Source organism: Bradyrhizobium sp. BR 10261 (assembly GCF_019455395.1).
Taxonomy (GTDB): domain Bacteria; phylum Pseudomonadota; class Alphaproteobacteria; order Rhizobiales; family Xanthobacteraceae; genus Bradyrhizobium; species Bradyrhizobium manausense.
Genome location: NZ_JACOFQ010000016.1, coordinates 72,568 through 90,928, shown reverse-complemented (window position 1 = coordinate 90,928; position 18,361 = coordinate 72,568). Strand labels below are relative to the sequence as shown.

Annotated in this window: 17 protein-coding genes; 7 read left to right on the top strand and 10 right to left on the bottom strand. The window is 64.0% G+C overall.

Annotated elements, in window-relative coordinates; translation table 11 throughout:
• Positions 1 to 92: 92 nt before the first annotated feature.
• Positions 93 to 1,151, top strand: coding sequence for a polysaccharide deacetylase family protein (locus HYH07_RS19980; protein WP_220004101.1), 1,059 nt, complete (start codon positions 93 to 95; stop codon positions 1,149 to 1,151).
• A 118-nt stretch (positions 1,152 to 1,269) separates the two neighbouring features.
• Positions 1,270 to 2,070, top strand: coding sequence for an SDR family oxidoreductase (locus HYH07_RS19975; RefSeq protein ID WP_220004100.1), 801 nt, complete (start codon positions 1,270 to 1,272; stop codon positions 2,068 to 2,070).
• A 181-nt stretch (positions 2,071 to 2,251) separates the two neighbouring features.
• Here the strand turns inward: HYH07_RS19975 and boxB are convergent, their stop codons facing one another.
• From boxB to HYH07_RS19955, 4 genes are all read right to left on the bottom strand, one after another.
• Positions 2,252 to 3,703, bottom strand: coding sequence for a benzoyl-CoA 2,3-epoxidase subunit BoxB (gene boxB, locus HYH07_RS19970; protein ID WP_220004099.1), 1,452 nt, complete (start codon positions 3,701 to 3,703; stop codon positions 2,252 to 2,254).
• A 13-nt stretch (positions 3,704 to 3,716) separates the two neighbouring features.
• Positions 3,717 to 5,405 carry a 2,3-epoxybenzoyl-CoA dihydrolase gene (gene boxC / locus HYH07_RS19965; protein WP_220004098.1) on the bottom strand — a complete coding sequence of 563 codons (1,689 nt, stop codon included), beginning with the start codon at positions 5,403 to 5,405 and terminating at the stop codon, positions 3,717 to 3,719.
• Between the two features lie 135 nt (positions 5,406 to 5,540).
• Entirely contained in the window at positions 5,541 to 6,353 is an 813-nt protein-coding gene (locus tag HYH07_RS19960) for an alpha/beta fold hydrolase (protein WP_220004097.1), read from the bottom strand.
• Positions 6,354 to 6,479: 126 nt separating this feature from the next.
• The gene (locus tag HYH07_RS19955) at positions 6,480 to 8,021 is read right to left on the bottom strand and encodes a benzoate-CoA ligase family protein (protein ID WP_220004096.1); all 1,542 of its coding nucleotides are present in this window, start codon (positions 8,019 to 8,021) and stop codon (positions 6,480 to 6,482) included.
• A 121-nt stretch (positions 8,022 to 8,142) separates the two neighbouring features.
• On the opposite strand from HYH07_RS19955, the gene HYH07_RS19950 reads away from it, so the two are divergent.
• Positions 8,143 to 9,051: a helix-turn-helix transcriptional regulator gene (locus tag HYH07_RS19950; protein ID WP_220004095.1), complete on the top strand. Its 909-nt coding sequence runs from the start codon at positions 8,143 to 8,145 to the stop codon at positions 9,049 to 9,051.
• A 2-nt stretch (positions 9,052 to 9,053) separates the two neighbouring features.
• The gene (locus HYH07_RS19945; protein ID WP_220004094.1) at positions 9,054 to 9,446 is read left to right on the top strand and encodes a group II truncated hemoglobin; all 393 of its coding nucleotides are present in this window, start codon (positions 9,054 to 9,056) and stop codon (positions 9,444 to 9,446) included.
• Positions 9,447 to 9,551: 105 nt separating this feature from the next.
• Here HYH07_RS19945 and HYH07_RS19940 read toward each other — a convergent pair whose 3' ends face one another.
• Both HYH07_RS19940 and HYH07_RS19935 read right to left on the bottom strand, forming a co-directional pair.
• Positions 9,552 to 9,884: a PRC-barrel domain-containing protein gene (locus tag HYH07_RS19940; protein WP_220004093.1), complete on the bottom strand. Its 333-nt coding sequence runs from the start codon at positions 9,882 to 9,884 to the stop codon at positions 9,552 to 9,554.
• A gap of 123 nt (positions 9,885 to 10,007) precedes the next feature.
• Positions 10,008 to 10,793, bottom strand: a complete 786-nt coding sequence (locus tag HYH07_RS19935; RefSeq protein WP_220004092.1) for an IclR family transcriptional regulator C-terminal domain-containing protein — start codon at positions 10,791 to 10,793, stop codon at positions 10,008 to 10,010.
• 113 nt (positions 10,794 to 10,906) lie between these two features.
• Between HYH07_RS19935 and HYH07_RS19930 the strand changes: the two genes are divergently transcribed.
• The 3 genes from HYH07_RS19930 (at position 10,907) to HYH07_RS19920 (ending at position 14,472) form a co-directional block, all read left to right on the top strand.
• On the top strand, positions 10,907 to 12,265 hold the full coding sequence (locus HYH07_RS19930) for an aromatic ring-hydroxylating dioxygenase subunit alpha (protein ID WP_220004091.1): 1,359 nt from the start codon (positions 10,907 to 10,909) through the stop codon (positions 12,263 to 12,265).
• Between the two features lie 127 nt (positions 12,266 to 12,392).
• Positions 12,393 to 13,829: a glutamine synthetase family protein gene (locus HYH07_RS19925; RefSeq protein ID WP_220004090.1), complete on the top strand. Its 1,437-nt coding sequence runs from the start codon at positions 12,393 to 12,395 to the stop codon at positions 13,827 to 13,829.
• A 277-nt stretch (positions 13,830 to 14,106) separates the two neighbouring features.
• Complete coding sequence (locus HYH07_RS19920) at positions 14,107 to 14,472, top strand: hypothetical protein (protein WP_312016686.1); 366 nt, start codon at positions 14,107 to 14,109, stop codon at positions 14,470 to 14,472.
• A 169-nt stretch (positions 14,473 to 14,641) separates the two neighbouring features.
• Here HYH07_RS19920 and HYH07_RS19915 read toward each other — a convergent pair whose 3' ends face one another.
• The 4 genes from HYH07_RS19915 to HYH07_RS19900 are packed head-to-tail and all read right to left on the bottom strand — an operon-like array spanning position 14,642 to position 17,981.
• A complete protein-coding gene (locus HYH07_RS19915) occupies positions 14,642 to 15,370 on the bottom strand; it encodes an ABC transporter ATP-binding protein (RefSeq protein ID WP_228749663.1) in 729 nt (242 codons plus the stop codon).
• A complete protein-coding gene (locus HYH07_RS19910) occupies positions 15,363 to 16,130 on the bottom strand; it encodes an ABC transporter ATP-binding protein (protein WP_220004089.1) in 768 nt (255 codons plus the stop codon). Before HYH07_RS19910 ends, HYH07_RS19915 begins: the two co-directional genes overlap by 8 nt.
• On the bottom strand, positions 16,123 to 17,067 hold the full coding sequence (locus HYH07_RS19905; protein WP_220004088.1) for a branched-chain amino acid ABC transporter permease: 945 nt from the start codon (positions 17,065 to 17,067) through the stop codon (positions 16,123 to 16,125). The genes HYH07_RS19910 and HYH07_RS19905 overlap by 8 nt, the downstream gene beginning before the upstream one ends.
• Positions 17,064 to 17,981 carry a branched-chain amino acid ABC transporter permease gene (locus HYH07_RS19900; RefSeq protein WP_220004087.1) on the bottom strand — a complete coding sequence of 306 codons (918 nt, stop codon included), beginning with the start codon at positions 17,979 to 17,981 and terminating at the stop codon, positions 17,064 to 17,066. The genes HYH07_RS19905 and HYH07_RS19900 overlap by 4 nt, the downstream gene beginning before the upstream one ends.
• Positions 17,982 to 18,361 lie beyond the last annotated feature (380 nt).

Here is an 18,361-nt window from a genome sequence, read left to right as displayed (position 1 = left end):
CGGGGTCACCCGTGAAACAATTGGAATAACTTTTTCTTCAAGGGTGGTTCCCTACATTGGGGGCGGAATGCCCAGGGGTCGGCCAGCCGGTCATGAAACAACTGCGTAACAACGTCATTCGCGCCGGGCTGGGAGCACTCTATTTCAGCGGCGCGCATCACCTGCTGCGTCCGCTGCTGTCGGGTGTCGGCGCCATTTTCATGCTGCACCATGTTCGGCCGGCCCGTGAGGGCACATTTCAGCCGAACCGGCATCTCGAGGTGACCCCCGACTTCCTACGCGCGACCCTGTCCCATTTGCGCTCGCGCGAGATCGACATCGTCGGCATGGACGAGCTGCACGAACGGCTGGTTCAGGGCCGGTTCGAGCGCCGCTTCGCCGCCTTCACCTTCGACGACGGCTATCGCGACAACCGCGATCATGCCCTGCCGGCGTTGCGCGAATTTGACGCGCCCGCGACCGTCTATGTCACCAGCGACTTCGCCGAAGGCATCGGACGGCTGTGGTGGACAGCGCTGGAAGCCGTCGTCGCCAAGGCCGAGCAGGTCGACGTCACAATCGGTCAATCCGCGCTGCGGCTCGATTCAAGCTCGCCGGCCGCCAAGCAGGCGACGTTCGATCGCCTGCACGACTGGCTGCGCGCGCTGCCGGGCGAATACGATCTGAAGCGCGAGATCGAGGCGCTCTGCATCGCGCACGGTGTCGACATGGACGCGCTGTGCCGAGACCTCTGCCTGTCCTGGGACGAGGTGAAGCAGTTCGCGGCCGATCCGCTTGTCACGATCGGTGCCCACACCATCAGCCATTGCAATCTCGCCAAGCAAAGCGAGGAGGCCGCCGCGCAGGAGATGGCGGTGAGCCGCGCGCGGATCGAGCATGCGCTGGAGCGCGAGGTGCGGCACCTCGCCTACCCCTATGGCGACCGCGAAGCGGCGGGGACGCGCGAATTCGCGTTGGCCGCATCGGCCGGCTTCAAGACCGCGGTGACAACACGACCCGGCATGCTGTTCGCCGAGAACGCCGATCACATGACCGCATTGCCGCGCGTTTCGCTCAACGGAAATTACCAGGACGCGCGCATCCTGCCGGTGCTGACCTCTGGCGCCGCGACCGCGATGTGGAACGGTTTTCGCCGGTTTGCCGCGGCGTAGGCTCTGTCCTCGCCACAAACTGAAGTGTCCAGGCGAAAGCCAGGACGAAAGATGGAGCGGCCTTCCTTGACTCCCCTCGCCGCGACGCTCAAAACGTCGCCAACGCAAGGGAGGTGTCATGTCCAACGATCTGTTTTCGCTCAAAGACCGTATCGCACTGGTCACCGGCGGCTCACGCGGCATCGGCAAGATGATCGCGGCGGGATTCCTCAGTGCCGGCGCTGCAAAGGTCTACATCACCGCGCGCAAGGCCGGGCCCTGCGAAGCCACCGCGAAAGAGCTCTCGGCGCAATATGATGGCGATTGCATCGCGCTGCCGATCGACATCTCGACCGTCGAAGGCTGCAACAAGCTCGCCGGCGAAATCATCAAGCTGGAGCCGAAGCTCGACATCCTCGTCAACAATGCCGGCGCGGCCTGGGGCGCGGAATTCGACGAATTCCCCGAGAGCGGCTGGGACAAGGTGATGGACCTCAACGTCAAATCGCTGTTCTTCCTGACCAAGGCTCTAGCCAAGCCGTTGCGCGCGGCGGCCTCGCGCGAGCGCCCGGCGAAGGTGATCAACATCGCCTCGGTCGACGGCATCTTCGTCAATCCCAGCGAGACCTATTCCTATGCCGCGAGCAAGGCCGCCGTGATCCACCTGACGCGGCGCATGGCAACGAAGCTGATCAAGGACAACATCAACGTCACCGCGATCGCGCCGGGCGCGTTCAAGTCCGACATGAACCGCGCCGCGCGCGATCATTCGGACGAAGTGGCCAAGCGCATTCCATCGCGGCGCATCGGCACCGACGAGGACATGGCGGGCGTTGCGATCTATCTCGCTTCGCGAGCGGGGGATTACGTGGTCGGCAACACCATCGCGGTCGATGGCGGCGTGGTGTACGCGAATGCCGGGCTGGAGATCGCGGGATAGGGGGGCTGCTGCTGCCTAGCCCTCACCACACACTCGCTGTCATGCCCCGGCTCGACCGGGGCATCCGGTACGCCGCGGCTTCTCGGATCTATTACAACCGTCTCTGGAATACTGGATCGCCCGCCTTCGCGGGCGATGACTGTGAGGGCGTGGCGCGGCCGTTGCGGCTCGCTAGCAACCTTTACGACTCGATCTTCACGTATTCGAAATCGCCCGGCTTGTTGTCGATACCGACCTTCGGCGGCGAGATCCAGGAGGCGAACTTGCCGGTTTCGGTGACGGGCTGCATCAGGGAGGTGATGAAGTCGCCGTCGCTGGCCGAGGGCAGCCAATCGTCCTTGCGCTTGGCCCAGGTGGCATCGTCGATCAGGATGCCGTCGGGCGTCGCGTGCACGTCCTTGAACTCGCCGATATGGCGGTGGAAGGCGACGTTCGGCAGCGTCAGCTTGAAATCGTAGCCTGAGGTCGAGATCACCTTGTTCCAGCGCAGCATGCCCTTGATGCAATCCTGGCTGTAATCGTCGCGCAGGCGCATGTTGAGCGCGGTCAGCGCCGGCTCGTCGACCAGCTTGATCTCGCCGTTGATGAGCTTCAGCACCGGATAGGTCGAATTCTTCAGCTGATGATCGTCGTCGATCTGGGTCTCGTGGTAGCGGCCCTTGATGCCGGCGTTGAAGGCATTGGCCGCGTTGGTCGAGACCTCCGAACCGAACAGGTCGAGCGACAGCGTGTAGTGCAGGTTCAGCTTCTTCTGGATGGTCGGAAGATCAATGACGCCCAGCGCGCGGACCTTCGCGATGTCGGTCGGGTCGGTGATGCCGGCCGCCTTCATCGCATCGCAGGTGCGCTGCACGACGCGCGTGATGCCGGTCTCGCCGACGAACATGTGGTGCGCTTCCTCCGTGAGCATGAAGCGGCAGGTCCGCGACAAGGGATCGAAGCCCGATTGCGCCAGGGAATGCAGCTGCATCTTGCCGTCGCGGTCGGTGAAATAGGTGAACATGAAGAAGGACAGCCAGTCCGGCGTCGCCTCGTTGAAGGCACCCAGCATGCGCGGCGCATCGGCATCGCCGGAACGACGGCGGAGCAAATCGTCAGCTTCTTCACGTCCGTCGCGGCCAAAATATTTCTGCAGCAGATAGACCATCGCCCAGAGATGGCGGCCTTCCTCGACGTTGACCTGGAACAGATTGCGCATGTCGTAGAGCGAGGGCGCGGTCTTGCCGAGATGGCGCTGCTGCTCGACCGAGGCCGGCTCGGTGTCGCCCTGTATCACGATCAGGCGGCGCAGCATGGCGCGATGCTCGCCCGGGACTTCCTGCCAGGCCGGCTCACCGTAATGCTCGCCGAACGGGACGACGCGATTTTCTTCCTGGGGAGCAAGGAGAATGCCCCAGCGATATTCGGGCATGCGGACGTAATCGAACTTGGCCCAGCCGCGCGGATCGACCGAATAGGCGGTGCGCAAATAGACCAGCGATTCCTGGAAGCCTTCCGGCCCCATGTCGCTCCACCAATCCATGTAGCCGGGATGCCAGCCTTCCAGCGCCTTCAGCACCTGGCGGTCTTCGGCGAGATTGACGTTGTTCGGAATCTTGGTCGAGTAGTCGACGTTCATGATGTTCATGTTCATGGCCGTGCTCTCCTTAAACCCGCGTCATATCGAATTTCGGCTTCTGGCCGCTGCCATAGCGGCGCAGCGCGCCTTCCTCGCCGACGGCGTTGGGGCGCTGGAAGATCCAGTTCTGCCAGGCGGTGAGGCGGGCGAAGATCTTCGATTCCATGGTCTCGGGTCCGACGAAGCGCAGGCTGGCTTCCATGCCGGTGAGGCTGTCGGGCGAGAAGCTGGCGCGCTCCTCCAGGAACACACGAACCTCGTCGTCCCAGTCGATGTCGTCGAGCGCGAAAGTGACGAGACCGAGCTCTTCGGCCTGCTCGGCGTCAAGCGCAGTGCCGAGGGTGGCTTCGGCACGCTCGACGTCAGCCGGATCAGCCTGGAAGCGCGACTCCAGCCGCGTCAGGCCGTGGCTCATCGGATAGGGACCGAAATTCATCGCCGACAATTCGATCGACGGCGGCGGCTGATTGTCGCCCTGGCGCGTGCCGATCAGCATGTAGGAGCGGTCGGCGGCGAAGACGAGCTCCGCGAGCGTGCCGGCAAAGCAGGACCCCGGCTCGACCAGCGTCACCAGCGTGCGCGAGGTGACGTCGACGCGCTTGAGCACGCGCTTCCAGTAGTGCCTGATCTCGTTGACCAGCCAGTGCGCCTTGTTGGCTTCGAGGAAGGCGTCGGACGCGAGCACATGGGCACGGTCGCCGTGGCTCTTGAACACGAGCATCGCGGTCTCGAGCTCGTTGATGCGCAGGTGCAGGATGGCATCGTCGAGCTCGCGCGCGACTTGCAGCGGCCAGAACGAGGCGCCCTGCGCCATCATGGCATCGATGTCGGCAGGCGGCGCGGCCTCCGGCGCCTTGATCGAGACGGTGGCGATGCGCGCGGCGCGGTCGATGTCGACCGTGACAAAACCATATCGAATGCTGGTCTCGTCGATGACGCGCTTGAGCGGCGTCAGCACGATGCCCTTGCCGCTGCCGGCGCGCTTCGAGGCCGCCGCAAACTCCCTGGCACGCTCGGCGATCCTGGCCTCGAGCTTGGAGTTCGGCGCGATCTCGTCGACGAGGCGCCATTGCACGGCGCGCTTGCCCTTCACCCCTTCCTCGATGGTGCAGAAGAAATCGGCGTGGTCGCGGCGCACCTTGCGCTTGTCGACAACGCGGGTGAGGCCGCCGGTGCCCGGCAGCACCGCAAGCAGCGGCACCTCGGGCAGCGCCACGGCCGAGGCGCCGTCGTCGGCGAGGATGATGTGGTCGGTCGCGAGCGCCAGCTCATAGCCGCCGCCGGCGGCCGAGCCGTTCACCACGGTGATGAAGCGCTGGCCGGAATTCTCCGAGGAATCTTCCATGCCATTGCGGGTTTCGTTGGTGAACTTGCAGAAGTTCACCTTGTGGGCATGGGTCGAGCCCGCCAGCATGCGAATGTTGGCGCCGGCGCAGAACACGCGGTTCTTGGCCGAGCGCATCACCACGACCTTCACCTCGGGATGCTCGAAGCGCAGCCGCTGCACGGCGTCGGCGAGCTCGATGTCGACGCCGAGATCGTAGGAATTGAGCTTGAGCAAATAGCCCTCGAACAGGCCGCCGTTCTCGTCGACATCCATGGTGAGCGTCGCCACGTCACCGTCGACCGCCAGCTTCCAATGCTTGTAGCGGGAAGGTTCGGTCTGGAAATCGATGAATGTCGCGCCGCCTGCGAGGCGCCGTTCTTCCCCGGCCATGGGCCACCCTTGAGCTCGTCCTGGTTTTAGCGTTAGATGCACAATAGTGCATCTTCGTTCATACGTCCAGCCCGAATCTGGGCCATATATGCACTTTGCTTCATCCTGACGACAACTTGCAAAGGCCCCCGGGGATCATGCCGCTTGAAGCCCGCAATCATCGCGCAGGGCGGCCTTTGCGAATTGCTCGATCGCCTCCAGCGTCACCCCCGGCGCTTCACGATGCGGCGAATGCCCGACACCCGGAATGATTTTCAGGTCGACCGGGCAGTAACACTCCTCCTGCGCGATCTCGACCTGGCGCAGCGTCCCGTATTGGTCATCCGCGCCTTGCACCACCATGACCGGCACGCGGATGTAGGCCAGATATTCCGAGATGTCCCAGTCGCGGAATTTCGGGTCGAGCCAGGCGCCGTTCCAGCCATGGAAGGCGTTGTCGACGTCCTTGTGCCAGCGCGCGAGCTTTGACCTGAGGTCCGTGGTCTCATACATCGTCTTGATCGCGGCGATGGATTTGACCGAGATGTCTTCGACGATGAAGTGCGGCGCGATCAGTGCGATGCCTTGCAGGCGATGATCCTGATGTGAACCGGCATAGATGGTGGCGATCGAGGCACCATCGGAATGGCCGAGCAGGAGGCCGCGCCTGAAGCCGATCATGTCGAGCAGCTTTGGCAGCACGTCCAGCGCCTCGCGCTGCATGTAGTCGAGCGGACGTGGCAGCGCGACCCGAGACGACTGTCCATAGCCCGCGCGCGAATAGGCGAAGATGCCCGCGCCGGTGGCTTGCTGAAGTTTTTCGGGGAAATCGCCCCAGAGGCCGACCGAGCCGAGGCCTTCGTGCAGCATGACGATGGTGGGTGCATCCGCAACTTGCGGCGCGAGCCATTTATATTCGAGGCTGGCGCCATCGATGCTGAGGAAGCCGGTGGGTTTGAGTTGGGTCATGTGGCGTCTCTTTCTCTCCGTCGGCATGCCCGGGCTTGACCCGGGCATCCACGTCTTTCCTCATTCGCGGTGGCACGTGGATGGCCGGGTCAAGCCCGGCCCTGACGAACTATCGTTCCTCGTCGACTAATTCGCCCCTTCCCGCAGCTTGAATCGCTGGATCTTCCCCGTCGCGGTCTTCGGCAGCGAGTCCACGACGTCGATCCAGCGCGGATATTTCCACGGGCCGATCTTCTGCTTGACGTGCTCCTTCAGCATCTCCTGCAAGTCGCTCGTCTTCGCACCCGGGCGCAGCACGACGAAGGCCTTCGGCTTCAACAGGCCTTCCGGATCGGCCTCGGGCACCACGGCGGCCTCCAGCACGGCCGGATGCGTGATCAGGGCGCTCTCGACCTCGAAAGGCGAGACCCAGATGCCGGAGACCTTGAACATGTCGTCGGCGCGACCGCAGAAAGTGTAGCGGCCCTCGGCGTCGCGAACATATTTGTCGCCGGTACGTGTCCACGGGCCTTCAAATGTGCGCCGGCTCTTGTGGCGCTGATTCCAGTAACCCTCGCCGGCCGAGGGCGCATCGACCAGGAGTTCGCCGACCTCACCGTCGGCGACATCCTGGCCGGCCTCGTTGACCAGCCGCACTGCGTAACCCGGCACCGGCTTGCCTGAGGAGCCGTACTTGATGTCGCCGGGCGCGTTCGAGAGGAAGATGTGCAAGAGCTCGGTCGAGCCGACACCGTCGAGAATGTCGACGCCGAAACGAGACTTCCAACTGTTGCCGACGGATTCCGGCAGCGCCTCGCCGGCGGAGGTGCAGATGCGCAAGGACTTGCCGCCCCGCTCGCTCTTCATCACCTCGTCGTTCAACATCGCAGCAAACAGCGTCGGCACGCCGTAGAAGATCGACGGGTTGTAGCGGTTCATCAGGTCGAACATGCGCGCCGGCGTCGGACGCTCGCTGTTGAGGATCACGCTTGCGCCGACCGACATCGGGAAGGTCAGTGCATTGCCGAGGCCATAGGCGAAGAACAGTTTTGCCGCGGACAGGCAAACGTCGCTCTCGCGGATGCCGAGCACCTGCTTGGCGTAGGTATCCGCCGTCGCCTGCAGATTGGAATGGATGTGGCGCACGCCCTTGGGCATGCCGGTCGAGCCGGACGAATAGAGCCAGAACGCGGGCTCATCCGGATGCGTCGCAGCGGTGGCGAACTGATCGCTCTCACCTGCGATCTCTTCCGCGAGTTGCTTGTGGCCGTTCTGCTTGGCCCCGGAGACGACGACATGCTCGAGATCAGGCATGCGACCGACCACGTCCTTGATGACGGGATAGAGCGCCTCCGAGACGAACAGCACGCGGGCGCGGCAATCGGCGAGGATGTAGGCATATTGATCCGCGGTCAGCAGCGTATTCAGCGGCACCGGCACGATGCCGGCGCGGATCGCGCCCAGAAACACGATCGGGAAATCGACCGTATCCAGCATGATCATCGCCACGCGCTCCTCGCGGCGGACGCCGAGCCGGCGCAGCATGTTGGCGGCGCGGCGGGTCTGCTGCTGGAGCTCGCCGTAGGTAAGCTGCGAAACGGTGTCGTCGAAGGCGAGCTTGTTGCCCCTGCCTTCCTCAACGTTACGGTCGAGCAGCCAGGTCACCGCGTTGTAGGATCCCTCGCTCACGGTCGTCTCCCCCGAATTTTGAATTATAATTCATAGAAAGACACTGTGCTGGCTTGCTGTCAATGCCAGCAGGCACTATGTTTCATTAAAACGCGCCGCAGGACACCTGTAAAGAAGGCTCATGACCGACAGTCCCGACGCCGAATCCCGCTTTCTCGAACAGCTCGGCCAGCGCGTGCGCACCATGCGCGCGCTGCGCGGCATGTCGCGAAAAGTGCTCGCCAAGGTATCAGGAATTTCGGAGCGCTACATCGCGCAGCTCGAGAGCGGCAAGGGCAATGTCTCGATCGTGCTGCTCCGCCGCGTCTCCGACGCGATGGGCGCGCATCTCGAAGACCTGCTTCCCAGTGCCGATCCGACGCCGGACTGGCAGATGTTTCGCGACCTCTTGCGTAAGGCGACGCCGGCACAGATTGGGCAAGCCAAGGATCTGCTCACGGGAGGCAGCGCGTCAGCGCCGCGCCGCGCGCCGTTTTGCGGTATCGCGCTGATTGGCCTCCGCGGCGCAGGAAAATCGACGCTCGGACGCATGCTGGCGAAGAAGATCGGCTGGAGCTTTGTCGAGCTCAACAAGGAGGTCGAGCAGCAGAACGGCCTCTCGGTTGCCGAGATCATCGCGCTCTATGGCCAGGAAGGTTTTAGACGCATGGAGCAGGCAGCGTTGCAGCAGCTGCTCGCGCGCAACGAGCTGATGGTGCTGGCGACCGGCGGCGGCATCGTCTCCGAGCCTTTGACCTTCGACCAGATCCTGACCTCGTTCTACACCATCTGGCTGAAGGCCGAGCCCGAAGAGCACATGGCGCGCGTGCGCCGCCAGGGCGATCTGCGCCCGATGGCGGACGATCGCTCCGCCATGGCCGAGCTGCGCAACATCCTGCTCAGCCGCGAGCCGCTCTATGCGCGCGCGACGGCCGTGGTCGATACCGCAGGCCTTTCCGTCGATGCCGCGGCTGCGCGGCTGATCGACGCGGTACAGCCGGTGCTGCAGAACGAAGCCCGCAGCTTCGGGCTGCGGAGCGTGGCGCTGTAGTAATGACCTCCAGCCACGTCACCACCACGATGTTCGAGCGGATCGGCGGTAGTGCCACGATCAACGCCCTCGTCGACCGCTTCTATGACCGCATGGACGCGCTGCCGCAGGCGAAGATCATCCGCGCCATGCATGCGGACGATCTCGGCCTGATCCGGGGCGTGCTGAAGCGCTATCTGATCGAATGGACCGGCGGCCCAAAGCTCTATTCCCCCGAGAAGGGCCATCCGCGGCTGCGGCAGCGGCATCTCGGCTTTGCCATCGGCGATGCCGAACGTGACGCGTGGATGCTCTGCATGCGCGGCGCGATGGAGGAGACTGTCACCGACGCCGCCGCACGGCAGGACCTCGACAAGGCGATATCCGGCCTCGCCGACTGGATGCGCAACCGGTAGCGACGCCGTAGACCGGATGGAGCGCAGCGCAATCCGGGAAGTCTCGCCTGCCGTGAGATCCCGGATTTCGCTGCGCTCCATCCGGGCTACGAGGACTAGCACGACTTAGATCGACCAGTAGTTCGGATGCTGGTAGGGCCGCGAGCGGTCGCCCCAATCGAACTCCTCGCCATCGAACTCGCAGGGGCCGCTGCTCAATTGCTCCGGCGTCAGATCGACCTGGAAGGCCTGACGGCCCGGATCATATTTCAGTGCGCTCCACTGCAAGGGATAATGGTGATGCGTGCCGAGCAGTCCGCCGGTCTTGATCACGGCGTAGGCCACCGTTCCGCTCACCTTGTCGAGCATCAACCGCTCGATCGTGCCGAGCTTGGTTCCGTCACAACCATAGACGGCGACGTGCTGCACGCGATCACTGGGAACCATGGAGTGTTGCATGGCGTGCTCCCTGATCTTGGATGGGGCGCATTATAGCTGAGGAGGGTGGGTTAGCGAAGCGTAACCCGCCACTTTGACCTCTGCGGAGACAGAAGCGGTACGCCTTTGGCTAACCCTACAAACCTACAGCAATTGCGTGCGCACCGACTCCGCGCCCTCGCGCAGCAGCGGCAGGAAGCGGTCGATCAGTTCCTGCACCGGCACGCGATCGACGTGGGCGCCCATGTTGATGGCGGCGACGATGACGTCGTCGTAGCGGCGCACCGGCACCGAGATCGAGCGGAAATGTGGTTCGGCCTCGCGGTCGACCAGCGAATAGCCCTGCGCGCGATCGGCGGCGATGCGCGCAAGCAGCGTCTTCGGGTCCGTTAGCGTCTGCGGCGTCAGCGCCTCGCGCTTCATCGCCTTGAGGCGCTCCAGCAGATCTGCATCGTCGCGCTGACCGAGCATGGCGCGGCCGACCGAGGTGCAGAACGCCGGCAGGCGGTAGCCGATTTCCAGCCCACCCGAAAACATCCGCGCCGGGCTGCTGCGCGCGATGAACACGACGTCATCGCCATCGAGCACCGCGAGCGAGGAGATTTCGTTGGCCGCGGTCGCGACGCGATCGAGCACCGGTTGCAGCACCGCGACTAGCTGGTTGGAGCGCAAGTACGACGCCGCCAGGGTCAACACATGCGGCGTCAGCGAGAACAGCTTTCCGTCGCCGCTGACAAAGCCGCCGCGCTGGAGCGTGAACAGCATGCGCCGCGCCGTGGCGCGCGGCAGCTCGGCGGCACGGGCGAGATCACTCAGCGTCATCGGACCCGCATTGGCGCCGAAACATTGCAGCAGGCGCAGGCCGCGATCGAGGGCTTCGACGAAATCCGTCGGACGCTCGTCAGTCTCGCTCCGCTTCAGCTTGGGCATCGGGTGGGCTCATCTGCAAAATAGTGCTTGCTGCCAATCCAAGGCATGTCATAATTCGCCCATTCGTTCAATAGGCGAACACAACGCACCTCCGGAAAAAGGACGCGACCGCCATGATGAGCCAGGAGCAGAACGACCTGATCACCCGCACCGGTCCGAAGGACCCCTGCGGCAGACTGATGCGGAGCTACTGGCAGCCGGCGGCGCTGGTCGATGAGCTCGACGGTGCGCGGCCGATCCGTCCCGTGAGATTGCTTGGCGAAAACCTGGTGCTGTTTCGCGACGAGACCGGACGCTACGGCCTGATCGATCGCCACTGCGCCCATCGCGGCGCCGACCTCGCCTTCGGACGACTCGAGCATGGCGGCCTGCGCTGCGCCTTCCATGGCTGGCTGTTCGACGCATCAGGCCAGTGCATCGAGACGCCAGCGGAGCCGAAAGATTCAAAGCTCTGCCAGAACATCCGCCAGCGCTCCTATCCCGTGGTGGAGAAGAGCGGCATCCTCTGGGCCTATCTCGGCGAAGGCACCCCGCCGGCTTTTCCGGAGATCGACTGCTTCGTCGCGCCCGGCACGCACACCTTCGCATTCAAGGGCCACATGGCCTGCAACTGGCTGCAGGCGCTGGAGGTCGGCATCGATCCCGCGCACGCCTCCTATCTGCATCGCTTCTTCGAGGACGAGGACACGTCCACGGCCTACGGCAAGCAGTTCCGCGGCGCTTCTGCGGGAAGCGACCTGCCAATGACAAAAATCCTGCGCGAATACGACCGCCCGATCATCAATGTCGAGCACACCGAATACGGATTGCGGCTGATCGCGTTGCGCGAGATCGACGAGGAGCGCACCCATGTGCGCGTCACCAACCAGCTCTTTCCGCACGGCTTCGTCATTCCCATGAGCACGGAGATGACGATCACGCAGTGGCACGTGCCTGTCGATGACGAGAACTGCTATTGGTACGCGATCTTCACCAGCTACACGAACCCGGTCGACAAGCAGAAGATGCGCGAGCAGCGGCTCGAGCTCTACGAGCTGCCGGACTACGTCTCGCGCAAGAACCGCAGCAACGACTACGGTTTCGATCCGCACGAGCAGCAGACCGCGACCTATACCGGCATGGGCAACGACATCAACGTCCACGACCAATGGGCCGTGGAGTCGATGGGTGCGATCCAGGACCGCACCAAGGAGCATCTCGGCTCGAGCGACAAGGCGATCGTGCAGTATCGCCGCCTGCTGCGGCAGGAGATCGAGAAGGTTGCGGGCGGCGAGAAGCCAATGCTGTTTCTGGACGAGGCCAATGCGCGCAGCATCCAGGGCCCGGCGACCATGGACGGCATCGGCCCGACGCGGGGCTGGGAGACCTATTGGATGGAAATCGACGTCAAGCGCCGCCGCGGCGCGCCGTGGGCCGCTCCGGTGCCGAAGGAGATCGAAAGCAAGGTGCATCGGCTGACGGCGGCGGAGTGATGTTCGGGCGCCGCTGCCGTAGGGAGGGCAAAGGCGCAAAGCGCCGTGCCCGCCAATTTTCCGTGGTAGACAGAGATCGTGGGCACGCTCCGCTTTGCCCACCCTACGGCGTTGATGGAGTGGCCAAGTGACTTTCATCGCGCGTCACGCGCTGTGGTCGGATGAGCAGAAGGACGCCGCGGCGCGGATGCGTCGCATCGTCGAGGAGAGGAATCTCGAAGTCATCCGCCTCGCCTTCCCGGACCAGCACGGCATCTTGCGCGGCAAGACCATCATCGCCACTGAAGCGATCGGATCGCTGGAGAGCGGCTGTTCGATCACCACCACCATGCTCGCCAAGGACACTTCCCACCGCACGGTGTTTCCGGTGTTCACGTCGGGCGGCGGCTTCGGCATGAAGGAGATGGAAGGCGCGGCCGACGTGCTGATGGTCGCCGATCCCACCACGTTTCGCGTCTTGCCGTGGGCTCCGACCACCGGCTGGGTTCTCTGCGACCTCTATTTCAACGACGGCCGTCCGGTGCCGTTCGCGACCCGCGGGCTCTACAAGCGGGTGCTCGACGAGCTCGGCAGCCGCGGCCACGATTTCGTCGCGGGCCTCGAGGTCGAATTCCACATCTTCAAGCTCGATGATCCGCATATGCGTGCGGAGGACGCGGGCCAGCCGGGTACGCCGCCCTCCGTCAGCCTGCTCTCCCACGGCTACCAGTACCTCACCGAGCAGCGTTTCGATCAGATGGAGCCGGTACTGGAGATTTTACGACGCGACATCGTCGCGCTCGGACTGCCCTTGCGCTCCGTCGAGGTCGAATTCGGGCCGAGCCAGTGCGAGTTCACCTTCGCACCCAGGGAGGGGCTCGAACCCGCCGACAACATGGTGCTGTTTCGCTCGGCCGTGAAGCAGATCGCGCGCCGCCATGGTTATCACGCCACTTTCATGTGCCGGCCAAAACTGCCGAACCTGTTCGCCAGCGGCTGGCACCTGCATCAATCGATCGTCTCGCGCGCGAACGGCGACAATCTGTTCATGGCCAAGGAAGCCGGCCAGCCGCTCAGCGAGTTCGGCCGCTACTATCTCGGCGGCCTGCTCGATCACGCCCGCGCCGCGACCGTGTTCACGACGCCGACGATCAACGGCTACAAGCGCTATCGATCCTATTCGCTGGCGCCGGACCGCGCGATCTGGGGTCGCGACAACAGAGGCGTGATGATCCGCGTGCTCGGCGGCCCTGGCGATGCCGCCACGCGGCTGGAAAACCGCGTCGGCGAGCCCGCCGCCAATCCCTATCTCTACATGGCCGCGCAGATCCTCGCGGGCCTCGACGGGGTCGACCGCAAGCTCAATCCCGGCCCGTCCGCCGACACGCCCTACGAGACCGAGGCGCCGCTCTTGCCAAAATCCTTGCGCGATGCGGTCTCGGCGCTAAAGGACGACCCGTTCTTCCGCGAAAAATTCGGCGCCGAGTTCGTCGACTATTACACCCACATCAAGAACGCCGAGATCGATCGCTTCCTGGCCGAGGTGACCGACTGGGAGCACCGCGAATATTTCGAGATGTTTTGAGGCAGAACCACCTCACGGCTCTGTGAGGCGACTTCATCCCGGCCGTTCCGACGACATCACTCCGCGCCCCAACGAAGCCGTTTTCCAGACGCCGCGAAAATCCCTGGAAAAGTGCGAGGTCTATCCTCGACCCTCATGATCAACAATGGAGTTCGATCATGTTGGGTCAATTGATCAGTCTGATCTATCGCCTGTCCTGCCGGACCACCCTGCTCGAGATCGGCACGCACCGCCTCGCCCGCTGATCGCGCTAAACCAGGTCAGACGGATTGACCAAATGAAGGGGATTTCCATGCGCAAGCTGATCCTGATTGCGACATTGTCGCTGTTGGCGAGCCAGGCTTATGCCGGCGGTTCGCGGAGCCTGAGCCTGGCGGCGACCAATGCGAGCGCGGTGACCGAACAGCCGGCAACGACCGCTCCGCAGCAGGCGACACAGGCTCCGACGGCGACGCCGCCCGCAACTGTGCAGACGGCGACGACTTCGCCCGCATCAGCTCCGCCGGCCGCCCCCTCGCAAGCCGCGACTACGCCAGCCGCCACGGCTTCACAGCCGATTGCCGAAACCAAGCCGAAGCACCGAGAGCCGTCCACTGAAGCGCGTGTGATCCGCGAGTTGCACCGACATGGGATCTATTGGTGAGAGCCAATGTCGTCCTGGCGAAGGCCAGGACCCATTACCCAAGACGAGCTTTGACGAAGACTGGTCGTTCGAGACTGATACCGCGGGCAATTGATAGATCACGCGGTATGGGTCCTGGCTTTCGCCAGGACGACGCCGAGGGAGGCGCTCCAGCGTCGCGCCCCTCACCTCAAATCCCCAAATACCTATGCTGCAAATCCGGCTCGGCCATCAGCTGGTCCGACGTGCCGCTCCACACCGTCTTGCCGCGTTCAATGATGTAATGGCGGTCGCAGATGCGGGCGAGGTGGTCGATGTTCTTGTCGACGACCAGGATCGACTGGCCCCGGCTCTTCAGCATCGACAGGCAATTCCAGATCTCGTCACGGATCAGGGGCGCGAGTCCTTCGGTCGCTTCGTCCAGGATCAGGAGCTTTGGGTTGGTCATCAGCGCACGGCCGATGGCCAGCATCTGCTGCTCACCGCCGGAGAGCTGGTTGCCCATATTGCTGGCGCGCTCGGCAAGGCGCGGGAACAGGACGTAGATCGCGGCGAGCGTCCAGGGGTTGGCGCTGCCAAAGCGATCAGCCGCGGCCGCGACCAGATTTTCGCGGACGGTAAGGTTCGGGAAGATCTGGCGTCCCTCGGGGACCAGCCCGACGCCGAGCTTGGCGATCCGATAGGACGGCTGAGTCCGCACGTCAGTGCCCGCAAAGCGGATCGCGCCTGATCGCGCCGGCGTCAACCCCATGATGGAGCGAATGGTGGTGGTCTTGCCCATGCCGTTGCGGCCCATCAGCGAGACCATCTCGCCTGACTTGATCGAGAGCGACAGGCCGAACAGCACCTGGCTGAGACCGTAGCAGGTCTCAATGCCGTCGACGTCGAGCAGCGTGTCAGCCATCGTTTCTTCAGCCATGGCGCGTCACCACATGCGCCTCACCGAGGTAGGCGCGCTTGACGTCTTCATTGGCGCGGATCGCGTCGGGATCGCCGGAGGCGATGACGCGGCCGTAGACCAGCACCGAAATGCGGTCGGCGAGCGCGAACACCGCCGGCATGTCGTGCTCGACCAGCACGATCGAGACTTCTTTGCGCAGCTCCTGGAGCAACCTCACCATGCCCTGGGATTCGGTGACGCCAAGTCCGGCCATGGGCTCGTCGAGCAGCAGCAATTTCGGCTTGCTGGCGAGCGCAACCGCAAGCTCGATCTGGCGCCGCTCGCCATGGCTGAGCTTCGACACCAGGACATCGGCGCGGTGGGCGAGGCCAACGCGGTCGAGCGCGGCATGCGCGGCATCGCGCAGGCCTTTCTCCTTCCGCGCATTGGCGAAGAAACGGAACGAGGTGCCGGCATGCGCCTGCGCGGCGAGCGCGACATTGTCGGCAGCGGTGAAGTCGAGCAGCAGCGAGGTGATCTGGAAGGAGCGTGCGAGTCCCAGCGCGCAGCGACGATAGGCCGGCAGATAGGTGATGTCGCGACCCGCAAGCGAGACGCTGCCGGCATGCGGTGCGAGATGCCCGGTGAGCTGGCTGATCAGCGTGGTCTTGCCGGCGCCGTTCGGGCCGATGATGGCGTGCAGCTCGCCCGCCGCGACATCGAGCGAGACGTGATCGGTCGCAACGATGCCGCCGAAGCGGCGCACCAGCTTTTCGACGCGGAGCAGCGGTTCAGCCACGGCCGATCCTCCCGAGCAGGCCCATGATGCCGCCGCGGCCGAACAGCACGATCAATAGCAGCAGCGGGCCCATGATCAGCGCCCAATATTCGGTGATCTGCGACAGGAACTCTTCCAGCAGCAGATAGACCACCGCGCCCATGACGGGTCCGAACAGCGTGCCCATGCCGCCAAGGATCACCATCACCATGAGATCGCCGGACCGGGTCCAGTACATCACGGCCGGGCTGACGAAATCGGTGTTGTTGGCGAGCAGCGCGCCGGCGAGGCCGCACATCGTCCCTGATATGACGAAGCAGACCAGCTGGTAACGTTTGGCCGGAAAGCCGATCGCCTGCATGCGCTGCTCGTTGGAGCGCAGGCCCTGCACGACGAGGCCGAAGCGGGAATTGACGATGCGCCAGATCAGGAAGATCACGGCCAGCAGGCAGGCGAGACAGAGGTAATAGAACTGCGTGCGGTTCGACAGGTTGATCAGGCCGGAGAAATCGCTGCGCTTGTAGACGGTGAGGCCATCGTCGCCGCCGTAGCGCGCCAGCCCCGAGGCGACGTAATAGGCCATCTGCGCGAAGGCCAGCGTGATCATGATGAAATAGACGCCGCGGGTGCGAAGCGAGAGCGCACCGATCACCAGGGCGTAGATCGCGGAGGCCGCTAGCGCGACCGGAAACTGGATGAAGCCGCTTCCAATACCTTCCTGGGCAAGCATGCCGACGGCATAGCCGCCGATGCCGAGATAGGCGGCGTGACCGAAGCTCATCATGCCGCCAAAGCCCATGATCAGGTTGAGGCTCGCGGCCGCCAGCGCCAGGATGACGATGCGCGTGAACAGCGTCAGGATGAAGATGTTGCCGGACAGGTACGAATAGAGTGGCAGCAGCACGAGGCCTGCCAGCATCAGGGCCGTGACGGCCTTGCTCACGCTCAAACCCTTCATCGACGGTTGGCCGGAAACAGCCCCTCCGGCCGCACCACCAGCACGATTGCCATCAGGAGATAGATCAGCATGGAGGACAGCGCAGGCGCGGCAGTGGAGGCGGCGGCGCCGCTCAACACCTGCCGCAGCAGATTGGGCAAGAAGGCACGGCCGAGCGTGTCGATCATGCCGACGAAGATCGCAGCGAGGAACGCGCCGCGGATCGAGCCTATGCCGCCGATCACGATGATGACGAAGGCGAGGATCAGGATGTTCTCGCCCATGCCGATCTGCACGGTGAGGATCGGCGCCTGCATCAGGCCGGCGAGGCCGGCGAGCGCGGCGCCGAGACCGAACACCAGCGTGTAGAGCAACTTGATGTTGATGCCGAGCGCTCCGATCATCTCGCGGTTGGAGGCGCCGGCGCGTATCAGCATGCCGATGCGGGTGCGCATCACGCCGAGATAGAGCAGCAGCGCCACCAGCAGCGCGACAAAGATGATGGCGAGGCGGTAAGCCGGATAGTGAATGCCGGGCAGGATCGGCACCGGCACGGTGAGCCAGGCCGGCAGTGGTAGCGCCAGGCCAGCCGGTCCCCAGATCAAGCGCACGGCCTCGTTGAAGAACAGGATCAGGCCGAAGGTCGCGAGCACATGGTCGAGATGGTCGCGCCCGTAGAGATGCCGCAGCGCGCTCATTTCGAGCACAATGCCGAGCACCAGCGTGGCACCGAGCGCCAGCAGCGCGCCGAGCAGGAAGCTGCCGGTCCAGGCCGCGAAGGTCGCGGCGAAATAGGCGCCCATCATGTAGAGCGAGCCGTGCGCGAGGTTGACGAGATCCATGATCCCGAACACCAGCGTCAGGCCGGCGGCGAGCAGGAAGAGCAGCAGGCCGAACTGCAATCCGTTCAGGAACTGTTCGACGACGAGCAGCATCAAGACTCTTTCAGGCGCATGCAGACGCGCGCCGATGTTCGAACACAGTCGCCATCAGTGAAAGAGCTCCCCCTGCCTCTACAAGGCCGAAAAAGGGGTAATGGCAGTATCGTTCCGAGGCAAGAGCGATTCCGCGCCGGACCTGCACTTTGTTGCATGCCGGTGCATGCGCCCCCAATCGGCCCGGCAATAAGGCTGCCACGGATAGGGCAGCATGCCGCACCCAAACGATAACCCTCCCCCCGTTTCCGGGGAGAGGGCGTGAGGGGGGTCGGAACGAGGGGTGTCGCCTAAAGCGCGGTGAGGTCGGGTTGAATCGTCATCGCGCTTTAGCTCTTTGTTTGAGCATGATCTCCGCGCAAACGCGTCCCGCTGATGTC